Source organism: Chryseobacterium sp. P1-3, from assembly GCF_000738495.1.
GTDB lineage: Bacteria > Bacteroidota > Bacteroidia > Flavobacteriales > Weeksellaceae > Chryseobacterium > Chryseobacterium gallinarum.
This window is the reverse complement of the sequence record NZ_JPEQ01000007.1, coordinates 822,591-840,560: the sequence shown is the minus strand read 5'-3', so window position 1 is coordinate 840,560 and position 17,970 is coordinate 822,591. Positions and strand designations below refer to the sequence as shown.

Annotated in this window: 18 protein-coding genes, 1 tRNA gene and 3 pseudogenes; 17 read left to right on the top strand and 5 right to left on the bottom strand. The window is 37.5% G+C overall.

From position 1 onward, the window contains the following. Window positions 1–18: 18 nt before the first annotated feature. From HX13_RS24270 to HX13_RS12295, 5 genes and pseudogenes are all read left to right on the top strand, one after another. Window positions 19–954 carry a TonB-dependent siderophore receptor gene (locus HX13_RS24270; RefSeq protein WP_238555278.1) on the top strand — a complete coding sequence of 312 codons (936 nt, stop codon included), beginning with the start codon at window positions 19–21 and terminating at the stop codon, window positions 952–954. After that, window positions 896–2,206 (top strand): TonB-dependent siderophore receptor, encoded by a 1,311-nt coding sequence (locus HX13_RS24265; protein WP_316931309.1) that lies wholly within the window; start codon window positions 896–898, stop codon window positions 2,204–2,206. The genes HX13_RS24270 and HX13_RS24265 overlap by 59 nt, the downstream gene beginning before the upstream one ends. A gap of 118 nt (window positions 2,207–2,324) precedes the next feature. Then, a pseudogene (locus HX13_RS25620) lies at window positions 2,325–2,711 on the top strand (PepSY domain-containing protein); the annotation flags it as partial. A gap of 64 nt (window positions 2,712–2,775) precedes the next feature. Beyond that, entirely contained in the window at window positions 2,776–3,594 is an 819-nt protein-coding gene (locus tag HX13_RS25615; protein ID WP_262483536.1) for a PepSY-associated TM helix domain-containing protein, read from the top strand. Then, window positions 3,578–4,636, top strand: coding sequence for an alpha/beta hydrolase (locus HX13_RS12295; RefSeq protein WP_050021303.1), 1,059 nt, complete (start codon window positions 3,578–3,580; stop codon window positions 4,634–4,636). Before HX13_RS25615 ends, HX13_RS12295 begins: the two co-directional genes overlap by 17 nt. Window positions 4,637–4,788: 152 nt before the next feature. On the opposite strand, the gene HX13_RS12290 is transcribed toward HX13_RS12295, so the two are convergent. Continuing rightward, window positions 4,789–5,769: a hypothetical protein gene (locus HX13_RS12290; protein ID WP_050021302.1), complete on the bottom strand. Its 981-nt coding sequence runs from the start codon at window positions 5,767–5,769 to the stop codon at window positions 4,789–4,791. A gap of 76 nt (window positions 5,770–5,845) precedes the next feature. Then, window positions 5,846–6,700 carry a hypothetical protein gene (locus HX13_RS12285; protein ID WP_050021301.1) on the bottom strand — a complete coding sequence of 285 codons (855 nt, stop codon included), beginning with the start codon at window positions 6,698–6,700 and terminating at the stop codon, window positions 5,846–5,848. 187 nt (window positions 6,701–6,887) lie between these two features. Between HX13_RS12285 and HX13_RS12280 the strand changes: the two genes are divergently transcribed. From HX13_RS12280 to HX13_RS12250, 7 genes and pseudogenes are all read left to right on the top strand, one after another. Continuing rightward, window positions 6,888–7,400: a methylated-DNA--[protein]-cysteine S-methyltransferase gene (locus HX13_RS12280; RefSeq protein WP_050021300.1), complete on the top strand. Its 513-nt coding sequence runs from the start codon at window positions 6,888–6,890 to the stop codon at window positions 7,398–7,400. A gap of 97 nt (window positions 7,401–7,497) precedes the next feature. Then, the gene (locus HX13_RS12275; RefSeq protein ID WP_050021299.1) at window positions 7,498–7,725 is read left to right on the top strand and encodes a hypothetical protein; all 228 of its coding nucleotides are present in this window, start codon (window positions 7,498–7,500) and stop codon (window positions 7,723–7,725) included. A 2-nt stretch (window positions 7,726–7,727) separates the two neighbouring features. Continuing rightward, entirely contained in the window at window positions 7,728–8,771 is a 1,044-nt protein-coding gene (locus tag HX13_RS26040; RefSeq protein WP_050021298.1) for a bifunctional transcriptional activator/DNA repair enzyme AdaA, read from the top strand. Between the two features lie 29 nt (window positions 8,772–8,800). Continuing rightward, window positions 8,801–9,403: a DUF2911 domain-containing protein gene (locus tag HX13_RS12265; protein ID WP_050021433.1), complete on the top strand. Its 603-nt coding sequence runs from the start codon at window positions 8,801–8,803 to the stop codon at window positions 9,401–9,403. 3 nt (window positions 9,404–9,406) lie between these two features. Then, window positions 9,407–9,943 carry a GNAT family N-acetyltransferase gene (locus tag HX13_RS12260; protein WP_050021297.1) on the top strand — a complete coding sequence of 179 codons (537 nt, stop codon included), beginning with the start codon at window positions 9,407–9,409 and terminating at the stop codon, window positions 9,941–9,943. Beyond that, window positions 9,930–10,301, top strand: a pseudogene (locus HX13_RS12255) (cupin domain-containing protein). The gene HX13_RS12260 and the pseudogene HX13_RS12255 overlap by 14 nt, the downstream one beginning before the upstream one ends. A 219-nt stretch (window positions 10,302–10,520) precedes the next feature. After that, the gene (locus HX13_RS12250; protein WP_050021296.1) at window positions 10,521–10,916 is read left to right on the top strand and encodes a hypothetical protein; all 396 of its coding nucleotides are present in this window, start codon (window positions 10,521–10,523) and stop codon (window positions 10,914–10,916) included. 81 nt (window positions 10,917–10,997) lie between these two features. Here the strand turns inward: HX13_RS12250 and HX13_RS12245 are convergent, their stop codons facing one another. After that, complete coding sequence (locus tag HX13_RS12245; RefSeq protein WP_050021432.1) at window positions 10,998–11,741, bottom strand: dienelactone hydrolase family protein; 744 nt, start codon at window positions 11,739–11,741, stop codon at window positions 10,998–11,000. 148 nt (window positions 11,742–11,889) lie between these two features. Continuing rightward, a pseudogene (locus HX13_RS12240) lies at window positions 11,890–12,322 on the bottom strand (type I restriction enzyme HsdR N-terminal domain-containing protein). A gap of 7 nt (window positions 12,323–12,329) precedes the next feature. On the opposite strand from HX13_RS12240, the gene holA reads away from it, so the two are divergent. From holA to HX13_RS12220, 5 genes are all read left to right on the top strand, one after another. After that, window positions 12,330–13,367: a DNA polymerase III subunit delta gene (gene holA, locus HX13_RS12235; protein WP_050021295.1), complete on the top strand. Its 1,038-nt coding sequence runs from the start codon at window positions 12,330–12,332 to the stop codon at window positions 13,365–13,367. A 107-nt stretch (window positions 13,368–13,474) separates the two neighbouring features. Continuing rightward, window positions 13,475–14,164 carry an alpha/beta hydrolase family protein gene (locus HX13_RS12230; protein WP_050021294.1) on the top strand — a complete coding sequence of 230 codons (690 nt, stop codon included), beginning with the start codon at window positions 13,475–13,477 and terminating at the stop codon, window positions 14,162–14,164. After that, window positions 14,142–14,303, top strand: a complete 162-nt coding sequence (locus tag HX13_RS22525) for a hypothetical protein (protein ID WP_157837440.1) — start codon at window positions 14,142–14,144, stop codon at window positions 14,301–14,303. Before HX13_RS12230 ends, HX13_RS22525 begins: the two co-directional genes overlap by 23 nt. 207 nt (window positions 14,304–14,510) lie before the next feature. Next, on the top strand, window positions 14,511–15,452 hold the full coding sequence (gene trxB / locus HX13_RS12225; RefSeq protein WP_050021293.1) for a thioredoxin-disulfide reductase: 942 nt from the start codon (window positions 14,511–14,513) through the stop codon (window positions 15,450–15,452). 548 nt (window positions 15,453–16,000) lie between these two features. After that, a tRNA-Ser gene (locus tag HX13_RS12220) sits at window positions 16,001–16,085 on the top strand. 450 nt (window positions 16,086–16,535) lie between these two features. Here the strand turns inward: HX13_RS12220 and HX13_RS12215 are convergent. Then, a complete protein-coding gene (locus tag HX13_RS12215) occupies window positions 16,536–17,942 on the bottom strand; it encodes a pyridoxal phosphate-dependent decarboxylase family protein (protein ID WP_050021292.1) in 1,407 nt (468 codons plus the stop codon). Between the last annotated feature and the right edge of the window lie 28 nt (window positions 17,943–17,970).

The following is a 17,970-nucleotide window of genomic DNA, read 5'->3' as shown; positions in this document are numbered from 1 at the left end:
ACTAAGCTTAATTATAAAATGAAAAAAACTATTATTTCTGCATCTTTATTGGCAGTAACCATGCTATGGGCTCAGGAAGCCGATACCATTAAAGTAGCTGAAATCCAATCCGTATCCCTTAAGGTAACCCAGAATTACAGAACGAAGAAATCAGAATCAATAGCAAGACTTCCTTTAGAAAACCTGGAAAATCCCACGGTGTATAACCTGGTTCCAAAGGAAATCATCAGTGAAATGAGTGCCATCGATTTTAATACAGCCATGGCTTCTGCTCCCGGAGTAGTGGTGAATAACAGTGTCAACGATAATGGAAATGATATTTTCCTAAGGGGATTCAGTTCAAATGCCAGTTTTAGAAATGGATTAACACAAAATCCCAGAGTCCAGTCAGAAATAGCAAACATTGAAAGAGTAGAAGTAATTAAAGGGCCATCAGGAACCTTATTTGGGGGAACATTGGCCAATTATGGCGGTGTAGTGAATGTGATCACCAAAAAGCCACAGGAAAATTTCGGTGGAATTATCAGTTATACCACAGGAAGCTGGGGAATGAACAGGATTACAGCAGATGTAAATACCCCTTTAAATAAAGAGAAAACAGCATTGGCAAGATTCAATGTGGCGGCATATTCCCAGGACTCTTTTCAGGATGCCGGTTACAACAAAGGAGTGTTTTTTTCAGGAAGCATCCTGTATAAAGTAAGTGATAAAACAACAGTAACACTGGATACCGAATTCCATGCCCCGGAAAAAACACTAAATGCCTATGTAAGGCAGTCTGAAAAATTAACACTTCGTTCCATGAAGGATCTTGCCGGGGCTCATGACAGATCATTCACCAGTAATGATATCGGTTCAAAAAGAACCAACTTTGTAACTATGGCCGAAGTAACTCATAAGTTCAAACGACCGGTGGACTTCCAGAACATCTTATCAAAGAGGGGAAGCAAATGAAAATGAAGCCATATTTTTAGTTTTAAACTATTTGAATAACAATTCAGTCAGTAGAAGCATACGGCCTTTTGATAGTTATAAAATAACGACTGATAATATTCAACAAAATTTTATCGGAGATTTTAAAATCGGAAAGCTCAGAAATCGCCTGGTAGTGGGAATAGATTATTTCCAGCAGACAAGTAAAAATCAGTACCCGATGTTTAAGGTGGGAAGCAGCTCATCCGTTTTTGCCCCGTATCCGTTAAATGGAGTTTTTACAGATAGCTATGGTACACCTGAAGGAAATGATATTGTAATGCTGGATGACAGTTCTCCATGGACTTCCATATCAAGGGATGTCATTAAAAGGCTTCCGAGAAGCGGAACCATGTATGATGTCAATAAAGTAACCACATTCAGTGTATACGCATCCGATGTTCTTAATATTACAGATCATCTATTGGTGATGGCGAGCTTAAGGATGGATAACTATAAAAATAACAATATCATTACAAATGGAGTGGAAGGAAAAGGAAAATATACACAAACTCAATTTGCTCCGAAGTTCGGTTTGGTGTATGAGATCATCAAAAATGAAATTTCATTCTTTGCCAATTATGTAAACGGATTTAAAAACGTAGCACCTACCCGGGACCCCAGGGATAAAAGCGGGAATACCTTTATTGAATATAAACCGGAGCAAGGAAATCAGTTTGAGGCCGGATTTAAGGTAGATCTATTCGGTAAAAAGCTTTTAACAACGGTGAGTTACTATAATATGAAAATCAAAAACCGTCTGATCGCAGATCCGTCAGGAATTTCAGGCCTTTATCTCCAGGATGGAAATATTAAGAATCAGGGGTTTGAAATAGATGTTGTAGCTAATCCGGTTAAAGGATGGAATATCATCGCAGGATATGGATATAATGACAATAAATTTGATGACAGAAGCAGGGATGCCGGAAAAAGAAGTGCATGGACACCCAAACATGTAGCTAATTTTTGGACAAGCTACAAGATTCTTGACGGAACTTATGAAGGACTAGGTTTCGGTGCTGGGTTTAATTTTGTAGATAAAACTTACATTAATATCACCAATCATTTTCTGGCACCGTCATACACTACAGTGGGAGCCACTATTTTCTATGATAAGAAAAAATACAGAATTGGCCTGAAGATGAATAATGCCCTTAATCAGACCTATTGGAATTTCTATGGTCAGCCACAGAAACCAAGGGAAATCCTGGCCAACTTCGCTTTCAAATTTTAATTAAAAAACTTAAAGAATATATCCTTTGTTGGAAAATGCAAGACACTAAGATTTTGCCACTTAATGTATTATTGAAAAATTCCTGCATTCCAGCAACCAGATAACCTGATCAGCAGATATGGAAAACAAAAAAACTAACCTCAGGAAAAAACAAGGAAAATCCCTGACAAAGAGAATTACAGGATGGCTGCATCTCTGGCTGGGACTCGTTTCCGGAATTATTGTATTCACCGTTACCCTTTCAGGAACAATATTTGTCTTTTGTGATGAAATTATTGACCTGTTCGGAGGAAGTGCTAAATATGTTCAGGCCCCGGCTAACATAAAAAAAATGACTCCCGAACAACTTCTTGTTCAGTTTCATCAGCAGGTTCCGGACAGGAAACCTTTTTATTTCGATACTTATAAAGATGCGAACCGGAGTTTCCGGGTGGCTTCTGCAACTCAGCCACCAGAAAATAAAAATGCAGAAAAAGCAGCAAAACCAAAAGGACGTGGTCCCAGAGGAGTATTTGCCTACCACTATCTGGATCCTTATAGAGGAAAAGTGATCGGTTCTACCAAAAGCTATGAATTTTTTTTATGTGGTAGCTCATATCCATGCGCAGTTACTGGCTGGGAAATTAGGGAAAACGGTAGTAGGCATTGCTTCCATTATCTTTTTCATTCAGCTGCTGGGTGGTTTGATATTGTGGTGGCCAAAAAAATGGAACAAAACGACAAGGACGGCTGCATTTAAAATCAAATCCGGAACAAAATGGCGCCGCAGGAATTATGATTTTCATAATGTTTTTGGCTTCTATTCAGTATTACCGGCAATATTTATTACCATTACCGGATTGATCATGGCTTATAAAGTTTTGTCAGATCTTACCCAGGAAGCTTTTGGTGGCGTTACAGATGCTCACAAAATTGCTGAAAAGTATGAGCCTGAATTTGATTCTCAGAAAAAATCATTGTCCTATGCCTCTTTTGTAGAAAAAAGCTTTAGAGAATTTCCTGAAGCCAGGCAGGTCAGGATAGGTATCCCGGGAAAAGATTCCACAACAGTATACCATGTGGTGGCAGCTCAGTTTATCGGCTTGAAAAGTATCGTGAATGGTAAGAGGATGGAAATCAATAAGTATACAGGAAATGAAATCAATTACCCTGAAAAAGTGAGGATGCATGAAGTGATTGAACATACAAACTTTGATCTCCACGTAGGCTATTGGGGAGGAATGTTCGGGAAAATATTCACTTTCATTATCGGTATAATCTGCACAAGTCTTCCTGTTACAGGATTTCTGATCTGGTGGGGAAGAAGAAACAAATCCCCGAAAAAAGCAAAAGAAATTAAAAATATTCATCAACATAGAAAAGAAGAACACTATGAACAAATGGTTTAAATGGGCATGCTTTGCACTGCTGATCATTTTTATTTCAGAAACGAAAGCACAGGAAAAAGTAACTGTAGGAGAAAAACAGATATTATTTTCAAAAATTTTAAAGGAGAACAGGGAAATTTGGGTACACCTTCCTAAAACCTATGATGACAACAGTATCAGCCCTGCAAAATATCCGGTCATTTACCTTTTAGACGGTGAAAATAATTTTGAATATTACGCCGGAATGACAGATTTTCTGTCAAGGCCTCCATACGCAGACCTCCCGGAATGCATTGTGGTGGGAATTAAAAATACGGAAAGAACCAGGGATCTTACTCCCACAAAATCCCAAAAGAAAAGCCCGGTAAATCCCAATCTGATTCTTTTTGCAGATAGCGGAGGAAGTGAAAATTTCAGAAGTTTCATACAGGAAGAATTGAAACCATTTATCCGTAAACAATACAGAACCCAGGAGTATTCTGTTCTGGTAGGGCACTCATTTGGCGGATTGTTTGCCATTCATACTTTTCTTACCCATCCCGATGACTTCAATGCTTATGTCGCAAATGATCCAAGCCTCTGGTGGGATCATAAAATATTGATTTCAAAAACAAGAGATTATCTGGAGAAAAACAAAAACTTCCCGGCAAAGAAATCTTTATATGTTTCCCAGGCAGATAATGAAGAACAGCAGAAAAACTGGAATTCCGATATGACCCAGGCCATCAATGAATTCAGAACCATTGTTGAGCAAAACGGAACATTGAATTATAAACATACATTCTTTAAAGGTGAAGTGCATGGAACCGTTTCTTATCCCGGAAATTATGAAGCTTTGAAATTTATATTCAACGGATTCAGGACCAATATTAAAGAATTTGCCAAAAGTCCGGAACAGCTTGAAGAAAAATATAAAACGTTTTCCGATACAATAGGGGCTGAATTTATCCCTTCGGAATCTTATCTTAATATTATCATCAAATTTATGAAAAACAACGAATTTAAAAATGCGGAAACCTATTTCATGAATCTGAAGAATAAGCTTTATCCGGACATAAAATAATCCGGTAAAAAGGAAGTCTGCCGTCAGTAAATGTACCAACACACCCTACATAATGCATATAGGGTGTGTTTATATTTTATAATAAAGATCAGCCTGAAAAGTAAGGTAATAAACAGTTTCCGAATTATCTACTCACCGGGCTGGAAAAGTTCTTAATGCCTGTTATCACAATTAATCACCATATCTTTTTCCTCTTTGTCTAAAAATGTAATGGACGGACAGCCGAACGATTGTACAGTAAATCCGAAAATTACAGGGGGTTTTCCTTTGAAAAGATAACCTGTCCATTGCATTAAATTAGATTCGTCAGTTTCTATTCCGTTGAGAGGAGAAAGTTCAGCACCATCATTTCCGGCCGGCGTTATAGTCCTTTCAAATATCTTTTCATTACGGTCATTGAAAACAGCAAGCTTACGTTCCATTACCATCTCTTCTTCAAGATAATCCTGCAGATAATAAGTAAGATTTTCATACCGGGCCTGGTATGTATTTCCGGATTTCAGTTTTGGATGGTTAAAATATTTCTTTCCAATATCAGCACCCGCTTTTTTCCAGGCTATAGCTTGCATCTTGCCTTCAATGAATGGATTTTTACTTCCAAAATAAGCAATGGCATTCGTATATTTGTCGTAGATAGTATTGTTTTGAAGGTGTTCAATCTGAAAGCCTATCATGTAGGAATCCGGGTCAACTTCTTCACCATCCGACTCATAAGGACTTAAATAAGCAACTGCTTTCAGCTTGTGTATGGGGATCTGCTGAAGTGTATTTAACGCATAATTGAAAATATAAAGGAAATCAGTTTCAGTCAGTTTCAGCGCATCCATCATCTTTTTCCTATGCTGGGCGTCAAGTTCCAGATATTGAATCTGTTCAAACGGAATATCCTTTTGTTTTTTTAAAGCACCTTCCTGTATCGGGTGCGGGTCGGTATAAATATCAGATACAGAGATAAAAACATCTGCCAACGCATCTTTTTCTGCAGAAGACATTACGGAGATACTGTAAATATGAAAATTACTGTAATCCATTGTATCTTCCTGAGTAACCAAAGGAGTGGCTTTGATGGAATCGTTAGCTGTTTTTACAGTTTCGGCAGCTGTTTTTTTTATTGCCTTTCTGACAGCTGACAAGAGTCAGTTGGACAAGTAAAATACTTAGAGCAGTGTTGATCTTAATATGTTTTCGTAGCATGAAATATACGAGTGTTTAGTTAAGTTTGTAATAAGGGGCTGAAAAATATCTGCTGGGTTTGATATAGGCAGTTTTTCTGTCTGCATCAAAGATCCAGATAAATCTCCGGAGCATGTCTGCACCGAAATAGCTGACATTTTGTGTCTTTAAGTCACCTGCAAAGAAACCTACAGGAATATCTTTGAAAACAATATTTCCAAGTGTAAAAAAAGGGAGAATGGCTTGTTGGGTAATAATGCTTTGCCCGTGGGAATTTTTCAGCATCTTTTCTCCGGTTATTTTTAATTTTTTATCCAGCTCATTTTTTTCTGCAAAGTTATTACTGTATAAAATTCCTCCCGAATAGCCGGATTGCAGTGCAAAATAAGCTTTTCGCCGGCGATTTCCATCTATGGTATTGTCTGCTGAAATATAAAAAGCGTCATGATCAAAAATGGTTGTAAGAGGTTGGAAGCCTTTCAGATCAGGCTCTTTGTCATAAATAACAAATTGGCTGTTATCATAATCAATTTTAAATGTTTTTCCTTCAAAAAGTCTTGTCCCGATCTTTCCGTCAGCTTCATGACCTGATAATTCATTATCAAAAAAGCGTATATTTTCCAGGATTAGATTTCCGGTTTGCACAGTGTTGTGATCGCTAACTTTTTCTTTATTAAAAATAATATGATCTGTTTTCCGCTGTCGTCCGGGGGACAGAGAGCCATCTTTCATGGCAATCTGAAACATCAGGTCAAGTGAGTCCTTTTTATTGACAAGGGTTTTTATAATGATATTATTATGTTTTGTAATCCGGAAGGGGATAGTTTGCTGAGCCTTCATCCCGAAAAATCCGGCAGAAAACAGCAGGAAAAGACATGTTTTTTTGAGCATTATGGTGATTCATGTTTAGAACTATAAAATTACCCATTCTCATTGGAACAGCAAATAAATAAATAGAATGGTAGAAAATTACTGAAGGCAGGATTCCTGGGGAAAGAAAGAATATGCAAAATGCATTTCACGATGGATCAACTAAAACTGGGAGATACTATCCTGAAAAAATAGTATTTTTAAACCAATGGAAATTATATATCAGAAAACCATACATACTCCACTGGGAGAGATGATAGCCTGTGCTGTAGAACAGGGTATCTGCCTGCTTGAATTTACAGACCGGAAAAATATTGAAAAGCAAATCCGTTCCTTATCAAAAGCTATAAAAGCAGAAATTATAGAACAGGAACACCCGCATTTTGAGCAGCTGGAAGCCGAACTGAAAGACTATTTTGAAGGAAAACGAAGCGCTTTTGAGGTACCGTTATATACAACAGGAACCGTGTTCCAGGAACAGGTATGGCAGTTGCTGCGTGAGATTCCGATGGGAGAAACAAGAACTTACAAACAGCAGTCCGAATTCCTGGGAAATCCCAAGGCCATCCGTGCAGTAGGAACAGCTAACGGGATTAACAAGATTGCTATTTTAATTCCGTGCCACCGGGTGATTGGTTCCAATGGTGAACTGGTAGGTTACGCAGGTGGTATCTGGAGAAAACAGAAACTGCTGGAGCTGGAGAAAGCAATTCTTTTTTAACCGCAGGTGTGAATATTTTCAGCCTGCAATAAAATACTTGTTCATTTTTCGGTTGTACGTCCTTTAAGAATAGAGGTACTTTTGAAGAAAAAGAATAATGATCGGTTTCAAAAATTTATATCAAAATGAAGAGCCTCTATTATCAGGAAATGTATGGAATGTACAAAGTGCAAAGGCATACGAAAAAGCAGGCTATATTACTCTTAAAAACTCAGGTGTAAAAAGAATTACTTCCGGGGCATTCTTAACCAGGCCTGTTTATGGTGATCTGGAAAAAGCCGGTGAGATGATTACAGATAACAATAATTTTAATTTACTTTTCTGATCATGGAACTTACAGACGAAATAATGTATCAGGCTTCCTATACAAAAGATCCTTCATTTGAAGGAGTTTTCTGGATGGGAGTGAAAACTACCGGAATTTTCTGCCGGCCGACCTGTACAGCACGTAAACCTAAATTTCAAAATGTAGAATTTTTTTCCAATACGAAAGACGCTCTATTGAAAGGGTATCGCCCCTGTAAAGTCTGCAAACCCCTTGAAAATCCTGACGTTACTCCTTTATATATTAAAGAATTGTTGCATGAAATTACCGCAGATCCTTCATTAAAGCTGAAAGATTATGATCTCGTTAAAAGAGGGTGGGAGCCAGCTACGGTCCGAAGATGGTTTCTGAAACATCACGGGATGACTTTTCAGGCTTTTCAGAGAATGTCTAAGCTGAATACGGCATTTAAAAAGATTCAGCAGGGAGAATCTGTTACAGGGGTAGCTTTTGAGGTGGGATATGAGAGCCTTAGTGGTTTCAATGAAAGTTTTAAAAATATTTTTGGGGTTTCTCCTAAAAATAATACAATGGAAAAAATCATTGATCTTAAAAGAATTGAAACCATACTGGGAACCATGATAGCCTGTGCTGATGAAAAAGGAATATGCCTCCTGGAATTTTCTGACAGAAAGGCTCTTCCCACGGAACTTAAAAGTATATCCCGGTATTATAATGCCAATATCATACAGGGAGAGAACCCTCACTTTACCACTCTGGAAAAAGAACTTACCGAATATTTTGAAGGAAAAAGGAGCATTTTTACAGTTCCCCTTTCACCGGTGGGTACTGCATTTCAGAAGAAGGTATGGGAAATTCTGCAGGGTATTCCCTATGGATCAACGAGAAGCTATCAGGAACAGGCAGATATCTTAGGGAGTCCCCAATCTGTACGGGCTGTTGCCAATGCTAACGGCTTAAATAAAATATCCATTATCATCCCCTGCCACAGGGTAATTGGAAGCAATGGTCAGCTAACCGGTTATGGTGGCGGGATATGGAGAAAACAAAAATTATTGGAGCTGGAGAAAGCTATTTTGTTTTGATTTTTGTAATTTTAAACAAAAATTTACACGTGAAAAAATTATTAGCAGCAGTTTGCATTTCAGTATCGGCATTCAGTTTCGCACAGGATTATTCCGTACCGGCAGCAAGCCCGCGACAAAGAGTAGAGCAGCAGTTTTCAATGTCCAAGATCACGATCGACTACGGAAGACCGGGAGTAAAAGGACGTAAGATTTTCGGAGAGCTGGTTCCTTATGGACAAGTATGGAGAGCAGGAGCGAACTCATCTACGAAAATTACCTTCGGACAAGCCGTTAATTTTGGAGGAAAAACGGTTCAGGCAGGAACCTATGGATTATTCATTGTTCCGACAGAAAAAGAATGGAAAGTTATTCTGAATAAAGACTTTCAGCAATGGGGGGCTTATACCTATGACCCTAAACAAGACGTAGTAGATGTTACTGTACCTGTCAGTAAACTTGCAGACAAGCAGGAATGGTTTGAAATTACCCTGAACCCTACAGATGAAAACTCAGGAAACCTAGTGATCAAATGGGATACGGCTCAGGCGGAAGTTCCGTTAAAGCCATCAAAGTTAGATACCGTAATCAAGATTTCCGACAAGTTAAAAGAAATCAAGAAAATAGAATCAGATTCTACTAAAAAGAGCTAAATCATGAATTTTTCTGTTCAGCCCGTTTTAGAGAATGAAGAACTTCAATTAATCCCCTTACAGCAAGGGGATTTTGAATCTTTATATGAAGTGGCTTCTGATCCTGAAGTTTGGGAACAACATCCTAATAAAGACCGTTATAAGCGGGAAGTTTTTACAAACTTTTTTCAGGGAGCCATGGAAAGCAAGGGAGCCTTCAAAATTATTGAAAAAGCTACGGGAGATGTTCTGGGAAGCAGCCGTTATTATAATTTTGATGAGGATGACAACCATATTTTTATTGGCTATACTTTCTATGGGACGAAATCCTGGGGAAAAGGGATCAATCCGCAGGTTAAAAAGTTGATGCTGGAATATATCTTTCAGTTTGTAGATAAAGTTCACTTTCATATCGGAAAAGAGAATTTCAGATCACAGATTGCTTTGGAAAGGCTTGGGGGCAAAAAAATAGCGGAAGAAGAAGTGGCATATTTTGGAGAACCCACGAGAACTAATTTCGTGTATGAAATAAAAAAAGAAGATTGGTATGAAAAAATATAAAATCCAGCAATCCCCATTTATAGTTCCTGCCAGAGATGGAAAGCTGATTGAGGAACACTGGGGAAATTCTACCGGAAACTCTGATATTTCCATTGCCCATATGGTAGCACCTCCGGAATGGAGCGAGCCACATTAGACTCCGGAATTTGATGAATTTACCTATATTATTTCGGGAAAAAAACAATTTGAAATAGATGGAGAAATTGTAGTATTGGAAAAAGGCCATAGTATCCTTATTGAAAAGGGAGCCAGAATCCGGTACAGTAACCCGTTTTCAGAGCCTTGCGAATATCTTGCCATCTGCCTTCCCGCATTTTCTATGGAGTTGGTGAACAGGGAAGAAGAAGGAGTAGACTGAATAATTAATGAATACAATAAAATACAAAGCAAATCTGTCAATCAGCGGATTTGCTTTTTTATGGTAAAATGTCATGTAAAATTAAAACCCTTTGTTTTAAAGACTTAGTAGTAAAGCTGGTTATAGAAGTATATTATTGATACGGATTAATACTTGTTATTGTGAATTATTTTGTATGTTCGCGCGCTGAAATAATAAGGAAATTAATTATTTAAATATATGAAAAACAAACTATCAGTTGCATTATTATTGGGTATTACAGTTTCTATGACTTCCTGCGCTTCCATGTTCACAGGAACTAAAGACAAAATATCATTTACCTCAAGCCCTGAAGGCGTCAAAGTATTTCACAAAGGAATCGAAAAATGTACGACTCCGTGTGTAGCTGAAATACCAAGATCATTGAGCAAACAAATGGTTACTTTTGAAAAAGAAGGCTATAACAGCAAAGAGGTGAAGCTGACTAAAACTTTTAACCCGGTAACATTGCTTAATATCCTTTTTGGTGGCGCTATCGGAGTAGGAATTGATGCGGCTACAGGTTCTTTGACGAAATATTCTCCAAAGAATTATAACGTTGAATTGAGTGCTGCTCAGCAAGAAACGGTTCAGTAATAAAAATCATCAATATAACAATGTACCGGGAATAAATTTCATCGGTACATTGTCAAACTGATCAAAAGGATATATTAAAGACTATTTCAGTATTTCTTTCAGGAACATCAGGGTATGGTTCCAAGCTCTTTTCGCCATTATTTCGTTATAATCGGGGGATTTAGGATCCGTAAAGGTATGTTTGGAGTGGGCATAGGTAATGATCTGCCAGTCGGCATTTCCTTCATTCATTTCTTTGATGAGGTTATCATAATCCTGTGGTGTTACACTTTTATCATCTGCCGGGTTTTCAATCAAAATTTTAGCATTCAGTTTTTCATTTTTTCTGGTCTGGTCCTTAGCAAGGCTTCCATGGATTGATACAACCCCTGCAACAGCTAAATTGCCTCTGGCTGCTTCCAAAGCACCTGTTCCTCCGAAACAGTATCCGATAACGGCTGTTTTCCCGGAAATAGCACCGTTTTTCTTCAACTGTTCCAATGCTAATGAAATCCTTTTCTGGTATTCCTGATAATTTTGTTTGTAATATCCTGAGCTTTTCGCAGCAGATTCATTATCAGCAGGAATTTTTCCTTCTCCGTAAATATCAGCGATAAAGGCAATGTATCCCTGCTTTTCAAGCTCTATAGCAGCTGTTTTAGCTTCTTCATCTATCCCTTTCCAGGCAGGAAGGATTAAAACTCCGGGAAGCTTTTTTCCTGCATTGGAAGTGATTAAACCATTCAGCTTCTGAGAACCGTCCTGGTAGGAAATTGTTGTAAGTTTCTGACTGAAAAGACTTCCTGATGTCATCATGAATGCGGTTAATAAGATTGAACGTATCATATTTTGTAATTTAGTAATGGGTATAATCTTGGTGTTTTTAATACAGGACAAATAAAATCCTCAACTAAATTAATGAAAATAACTTAATAGAGGATTATTAATCTTTTATGATGCAGGGATTTAGCTGTAGTGAAAGCTGTCTTTTAATTTACTCAGGTCTGTAAAACCGGTATTGCCCGTCTTCGTAATACGCATTGATGTGCTGAAGTCCGTTGGTTAAAATAATTTCTTTAGCGCCCACAATAGAATTGTATCGTGCGGTCTGCTCAAATGTTTTTTTCTGTGAGTTTGATTTGAGGAGCTTTACATTCAATCAGAATTATAGGCTCTGTTCTTTCGGTCACTAAAAGATCAATTCTTTTGGTTAAACCATTGAGAATAATTTTTTTTTCAGTAATTAAAGCCGATGTAGAGTAGGACTTTACGGTAAGATAGTAATGTACCCAGTGTTGTCTTACCCATTCCTCAGGAGTGAGCAGAAGATAAGTTTTGCGAACTAAATCATAAATAAAAAACTTATCTTTGTCTTTCTTGAATTTAAAATCAAAAGTTTCCTGAAAATTCAGTTTTGGAAGTTCCATTAGTAAGATGAAAGAATTAGATTTAATCCTCAAAAATATTAAAAATAAAGAAGTTTTACCTATTTATTTTTTCCATGGAGAAGAACCCTACTTTATAGATGTTGCTGTAAAAGCCCTTGAACACGACTTTCTGGAAGAAGATGAAAAAGCTTTCAACCAGACCGTTACTTATGGAAAAGACACTTCCTATCAGGAGATTCTTTCTCTGGCAAGGCAGTTTCCTATGATGGGGGATAAACAGGTAATCATTGTCAAGGAAGCCCAGGATCTGAAACTGAATGAAGAGGAAAACAGGATCCTCGAATCTTATGTAGAAAATCCGGTACCTTCTACAGTACTGGTTTTTGCCCATAAACATAAAAAGCTTGACAGCCGCAAAAAAGCCGCCAAAGCATTGGATAAGGCCAAAGCTCTTTTCCTGAGTGAACCTGTGAGAGAAAGCAATCTTCCCAAATGGATTGCGGATGAATGTACAAAACTTCAAATCAAAACCGCTCCTAATATTTCCCATCTTCTGGCAGAATACCTGGGAAATGACCTGTCGAGAATAGCTAATGAACTTAATAAGTTGAAAATGATTCTCAAAGAGGGTGAAATTCTTGACGGAACCATCATTGAAAATCATATCGGGATCAGTAAAGAGTATAACGTTTTTGAGCTTCAAAAGGCATTAGGAACAAAAAATGCCAATGCAGCTTTTAAAATTGCCCATTTCATGGGTAAAAACCCCAAGAATAATCCGTTTGTGATGATGCTGGCCAGCCTTTACAGTTATTTTTCAAACGTTATAATCTATCAGACCATGGCGGGACAACCTCCCCAAGCTATTGCTTCCCGGATGGGTGTGAATCCCTATTTCATTAAAGATTATGCCGAAAGTGCCAGGTTATATCCTTTAAAACATGCCACAAGGGTGATCTCTATTTTAAGAGAATTTGATATGAAAGGGAAAGGACTTGGAGCTGTGAATATGAGTGAAGCAGAACTGATCAAAGAACTGGTGTATAAGATTATTAATGTGGATAAGATCAAGATGAAAGTATAGGGTTTGAGAGTCTGGCGAGTGCGAATTTTTTTAATAATTATTAATGCAAAAAAATATTTTACTATTTGTTTTATCCTTATTTTTACTAAGCTGCACTTCAGGGAAAGTTGATAAAAAACACAGAGAACAACAATCATTATGAAGTAACCCGGTCTGACAATCAAAAAGCGGTACTTGTTTTATTTCCCTGTTTTCCTTGTGATATTGAACATACAAAAGCTGAAGCCGGCTTTTTGAAAAGTATTGAGAAAGAAGGTATTACAACAATACTTTTAGATTATAATCAAAAACTATTTTTAAAAGAATCTGAAAAGAAGGAATATGCAGCTGTTTTAAACTCCATATTTGATCAGCATCATATTGATAAGGCCAATGTTTTTATAGGAGGATTTTCCAGCGGTGGTAATGTAGCTCTGTTACTTTCTTCTTTTTTAATCAAAAATGAAAACGCTATTCAGCCCAAAGGACTATTGGTGGTAGATTCACCTGTTGACCTGGAACAGCTCTATCATAATGCTGAAAAAGATGTGGCTGCCAACGTAGATCCTGACGCAGTGGAAGAAGGGAAATTCCTTATCGCGCTTTTTGATCAGGAATTAGGAAAACCCGATGAAAACCCGGCAACATATAAAGCCGCTTCACCCTATCTGATGACTTCCAATTCAGTGGAAAATATTCAATATTTAAAAAATATCAAAACAAGGTTTTACTGTGAACCGGATCTGGATTGGCAACAGCAAAACAAAGGCAGAAAGTTTGAAGACCTGAACGCTTTTGTTCTTAAAAAAAACCAATGAGGCTTTAGTCAATCTTGGAAATCATACTGCAGAATACATAGAAACCAAGAACCGTGGTATAAGAGCCAACGGTAAAAAACATCCCCATTCCTGGAATATTGTGGAACAGAAGGGACTGGTAAAATGGATGCTGGAGTGAGGAGGTAGATGAAGAGATTAGAAGCGGATAAAATAATCGATCAATTTTAAAATCCGTGTCCCTCATCCTAATCCCGCATCTCATACCCTTCATTGACAATCCGCATATCTGATATTGACAAGTATCATTAAAATAACTTTAAAAAAACATTAAAAATTACGAAATTAGCGGACTTAATTGAATTAAATCTTTTCGAACAAATAAATTATGGAGCAAAACATTTTAGATTGTGTGATCGTTGGATCTGGACCTTCTGGTTTCACAGCTGCAATCTATGCAGCAAGAGCAGACTTAAAACCTGAATTGTATACAGGTCTGGAGCCGGGCGGACAATTAACTACCACTACTGAAGTAGATAACTTTCCAGGGTATCCGGCCGGGATTACAGGTCCTGAAATGATGATGGATCTGCAAAAACAGGCAGAAAGATTTGAAACAAAGGTTCACTATGAGATGATCACCAAAGCTGAATTTTCAAAAGAAGTAGGGGGTGTTCACAAACTATATGCAGGTAATAAAGAGATCTTAGCAAAAACTGTTATTATTTCAACAGGAGCTACCGCAAAATATTTAGGGCTGGAAGATGAGAAAAAATATGCCGGGGGAGGAGTTTCAGCTTGTGCTACATGCGACGGGTTTTTCTACAGAGGAAAAGACGTTGTGGTGGTGGGAGCAGGAGACACTGCTGCTGAAGAAGCTACTTATCTGGCAAAATTATGCAGAAAAGTAACCATGCTGGTAAGAAAAGATGTTTTCAGAGCATCAAAAGCAATGATTCACAGAGTAGAAAACACACCGAATATTGAGGTGAAATTCCACCATGAATTGATTGGAATAGAAGGAGAAAACAGTTTGGTGGAAAGAGCTGTGGTCATCAACAACCAGACACAGGAAACTTCTAAGATAGATGTGGAAGGAATTTTCATCGCCATCGGTCACAAACCGAATACGGATATCTTTGTCGGCCAGGTGGATCTTGATGAAAATGGTTATATTCTGACAGAGAAAGGATCTTCAAGAACAAATCTTCCGGGAGTATTTGCAGCAGGAGACGTTCAGGATCATATCTACAGACAGGCTATTACCGCTGCAGGGAGTGGATGCATGGCGGCAATGGATGCAGAGAAATACTTAGCTGAATTACACTAATATCCAGTGTTCAATGATACAGAGCGTGCCCAATGGGTGCGCTTTTTTTGATCTTTAGTTTCCCACAGATTGTTCGGATTTTCACAGATGTTTGTGGATACTTTTTTGTTTACAGATATACAGATACCGCAGATTATGCGGATATGGCTGATTATAAAATCTTTGATTTTTAAACTTCTGTGTTCTTCTTAACATAATGCTTATAACTTCAAAAACTAAAATGTTCAGAAGCTTTGTGACTTTTGTGGTTAAATTGTAGCTACAGATGCAGAGAAAAGGAAAGTAGATTTAATAAGATTAATATGGTTGAATTGAAAACAATATGGTTAAGGTGTTTAAGGATGATTTAAGAAAATTCAGAGAATTAAATAAATGTTGAAAGTTTACTATGAATGTGAATAGCAGGGAAAATAGATAGGATGAAATAATTCCCTTGATTTCTAGTCTATTATTAAGTTCTGTTAAAATTTGTTCCTGAAAAGTTTTGCAGGAATTAAAAATCGTTCTATATTTGCACCACTGAAAACAACGGTATAGCCGGAGTTTAGGGAGAGTTGGCAGAGTGGTCGATTGCGGCAGTCTTGAAAACTGTTGACTGTAACAGGTCCGGGGGTTCGAATCCCTCACTCTCCGCAATAATAAAAACCTACTGATCGCAGTAGGTTTTTATTTTTTGAGTTTTTCCCATCCCAACTTTTGAGGGATCAAGCGCAAAGTTATGGTCTTATAATATTTAGATCTATTTAATTTTTAAAATTCACCCAAAGATTTCTTTTTGATTACTCTTTATTTTAAATAAGCTAAGAAATGAATCGATTTTTAATCGCTTCTGATGAAGCGAAGACTTTGCATGCGCTTAGTCAGCAGCTATGCTGTCTTCTTTGCCTACTTGAAATGGAACATTATTTTTTTAAACTTTGCGTGAAAAACGATTTCAATAATTTTGAGCCAATCAATAATCAACAGAATTTTTTATATCCAGACCCAATTTATTATGTCACCAACTTTTGCTCCTGATCCCTTTTGAGACTCCCTCCCATTTTCACTTGTTGTAAATTGCCACAAAAATATTATGTTGCGTCATTATATAATCTCCTGCAGCTTACCACCAATTTCTTTTATTTTGCCTAAAAGACCCTTAAAATGACTTTCGTTAGTAAAAGGATTCTGAATCGAAACCCTTAACCAAAACTCCCCATTGATAGTTGTATTTACAATATAATAGGACCCGTCAAGAAGAATTTCTTTTGAAATCGTATGGTTAATTACATTTAAATTATTACCGTTTTTATACCTGAAACAAACAATATTACTCATAGGTTCCAGGGCAGCTTCAAACTTATCATCATTCTCGATCATAAAATAGAATTTTCTTGCAAGATTGTATAAGGTATCTATATTCTCCCTGTAAATTTCATCACCATAAGTCCGTAAAATCATATAGGTATTTAAAATATGCATCGGTTTGGTACATTCGAAGGTACTCTTCCCGGATTCGCACCAATCATTTTTATCATGGTTGTCAAATAAATAATCAGCTTCCTGCGCAAAGGTTTTTTTTGCATTTTTTCCGTCCCTATAAATAAGAGCCGTTGATAAAGATGGAGCCATCAATAGCTTATGAAAGTCCAGGATAATTGAATCTGCTTGTTCTGCTCCCTTTAGCAAATCCTTATAATCAGGTGAAAAAATAGCGGCACCACCATGTGCCCCATCAACATGAAACCAGATATTATGCTCCCGGGCCCAGCTGCCAATAGCCTCAAGGTCATCATAAACCCCGAGCGATGTAGAACAGGCGCACCCTACGATACATAAAACTTTCTTCCCTTTCAAAGTTAAATCCCGGTATACTTCTGTGAGTAATTCCGTCTGCAACTGAAACTTTTCATTTACTGGCAATTGTATAAGTCCTGAAGCTGGAAGTCCTGCAATTTTAGCCGCCCGTTCTATACTATAGTGGGCTTCCCGGGAAACAAGAATTACTAAATCAGGATGATCTTTTTCCTTAAATTGTGCTTTGGCTGCCAAAATAGCTGTAAGGTTTCCAAGTGAGCCTCCTGATGTAATAATCCCGGATGATTGATTCCCGAATCCGAACTTTGTTTTAATATGGTCGGTAACTATTTTTTCTAATGCAGTCCCCACCATACCCATTTCATAAATAGGTAAGCTCTGGTTAAGACAAGAAATAAAAGCAGAGCTCAGTATGGTTAAAGGTAACGGACAGGCAACCTGATGTCCCATATATTTGGGGTTTCTCACATTAATAGACCGGTCAGCTATTTCTTTAAAAAGAGTAACAGGATCGGAAAGCAGTCCCGAACTAAAATCATTCTTCCAGAATTCCATCTGCTTTTCAGGAGCAATCCAGTTCATAGCAGAATGATCTGTGGATTTTTTGAGATGTTGAGCCAAAAGGCTGATTAATTGATAGCCTTGTTGCTCAAATGATGCTGCAGAATATGCTTTACGTAATAATGTGCTCATGATATTTTATTTATGAACAAAATAACAA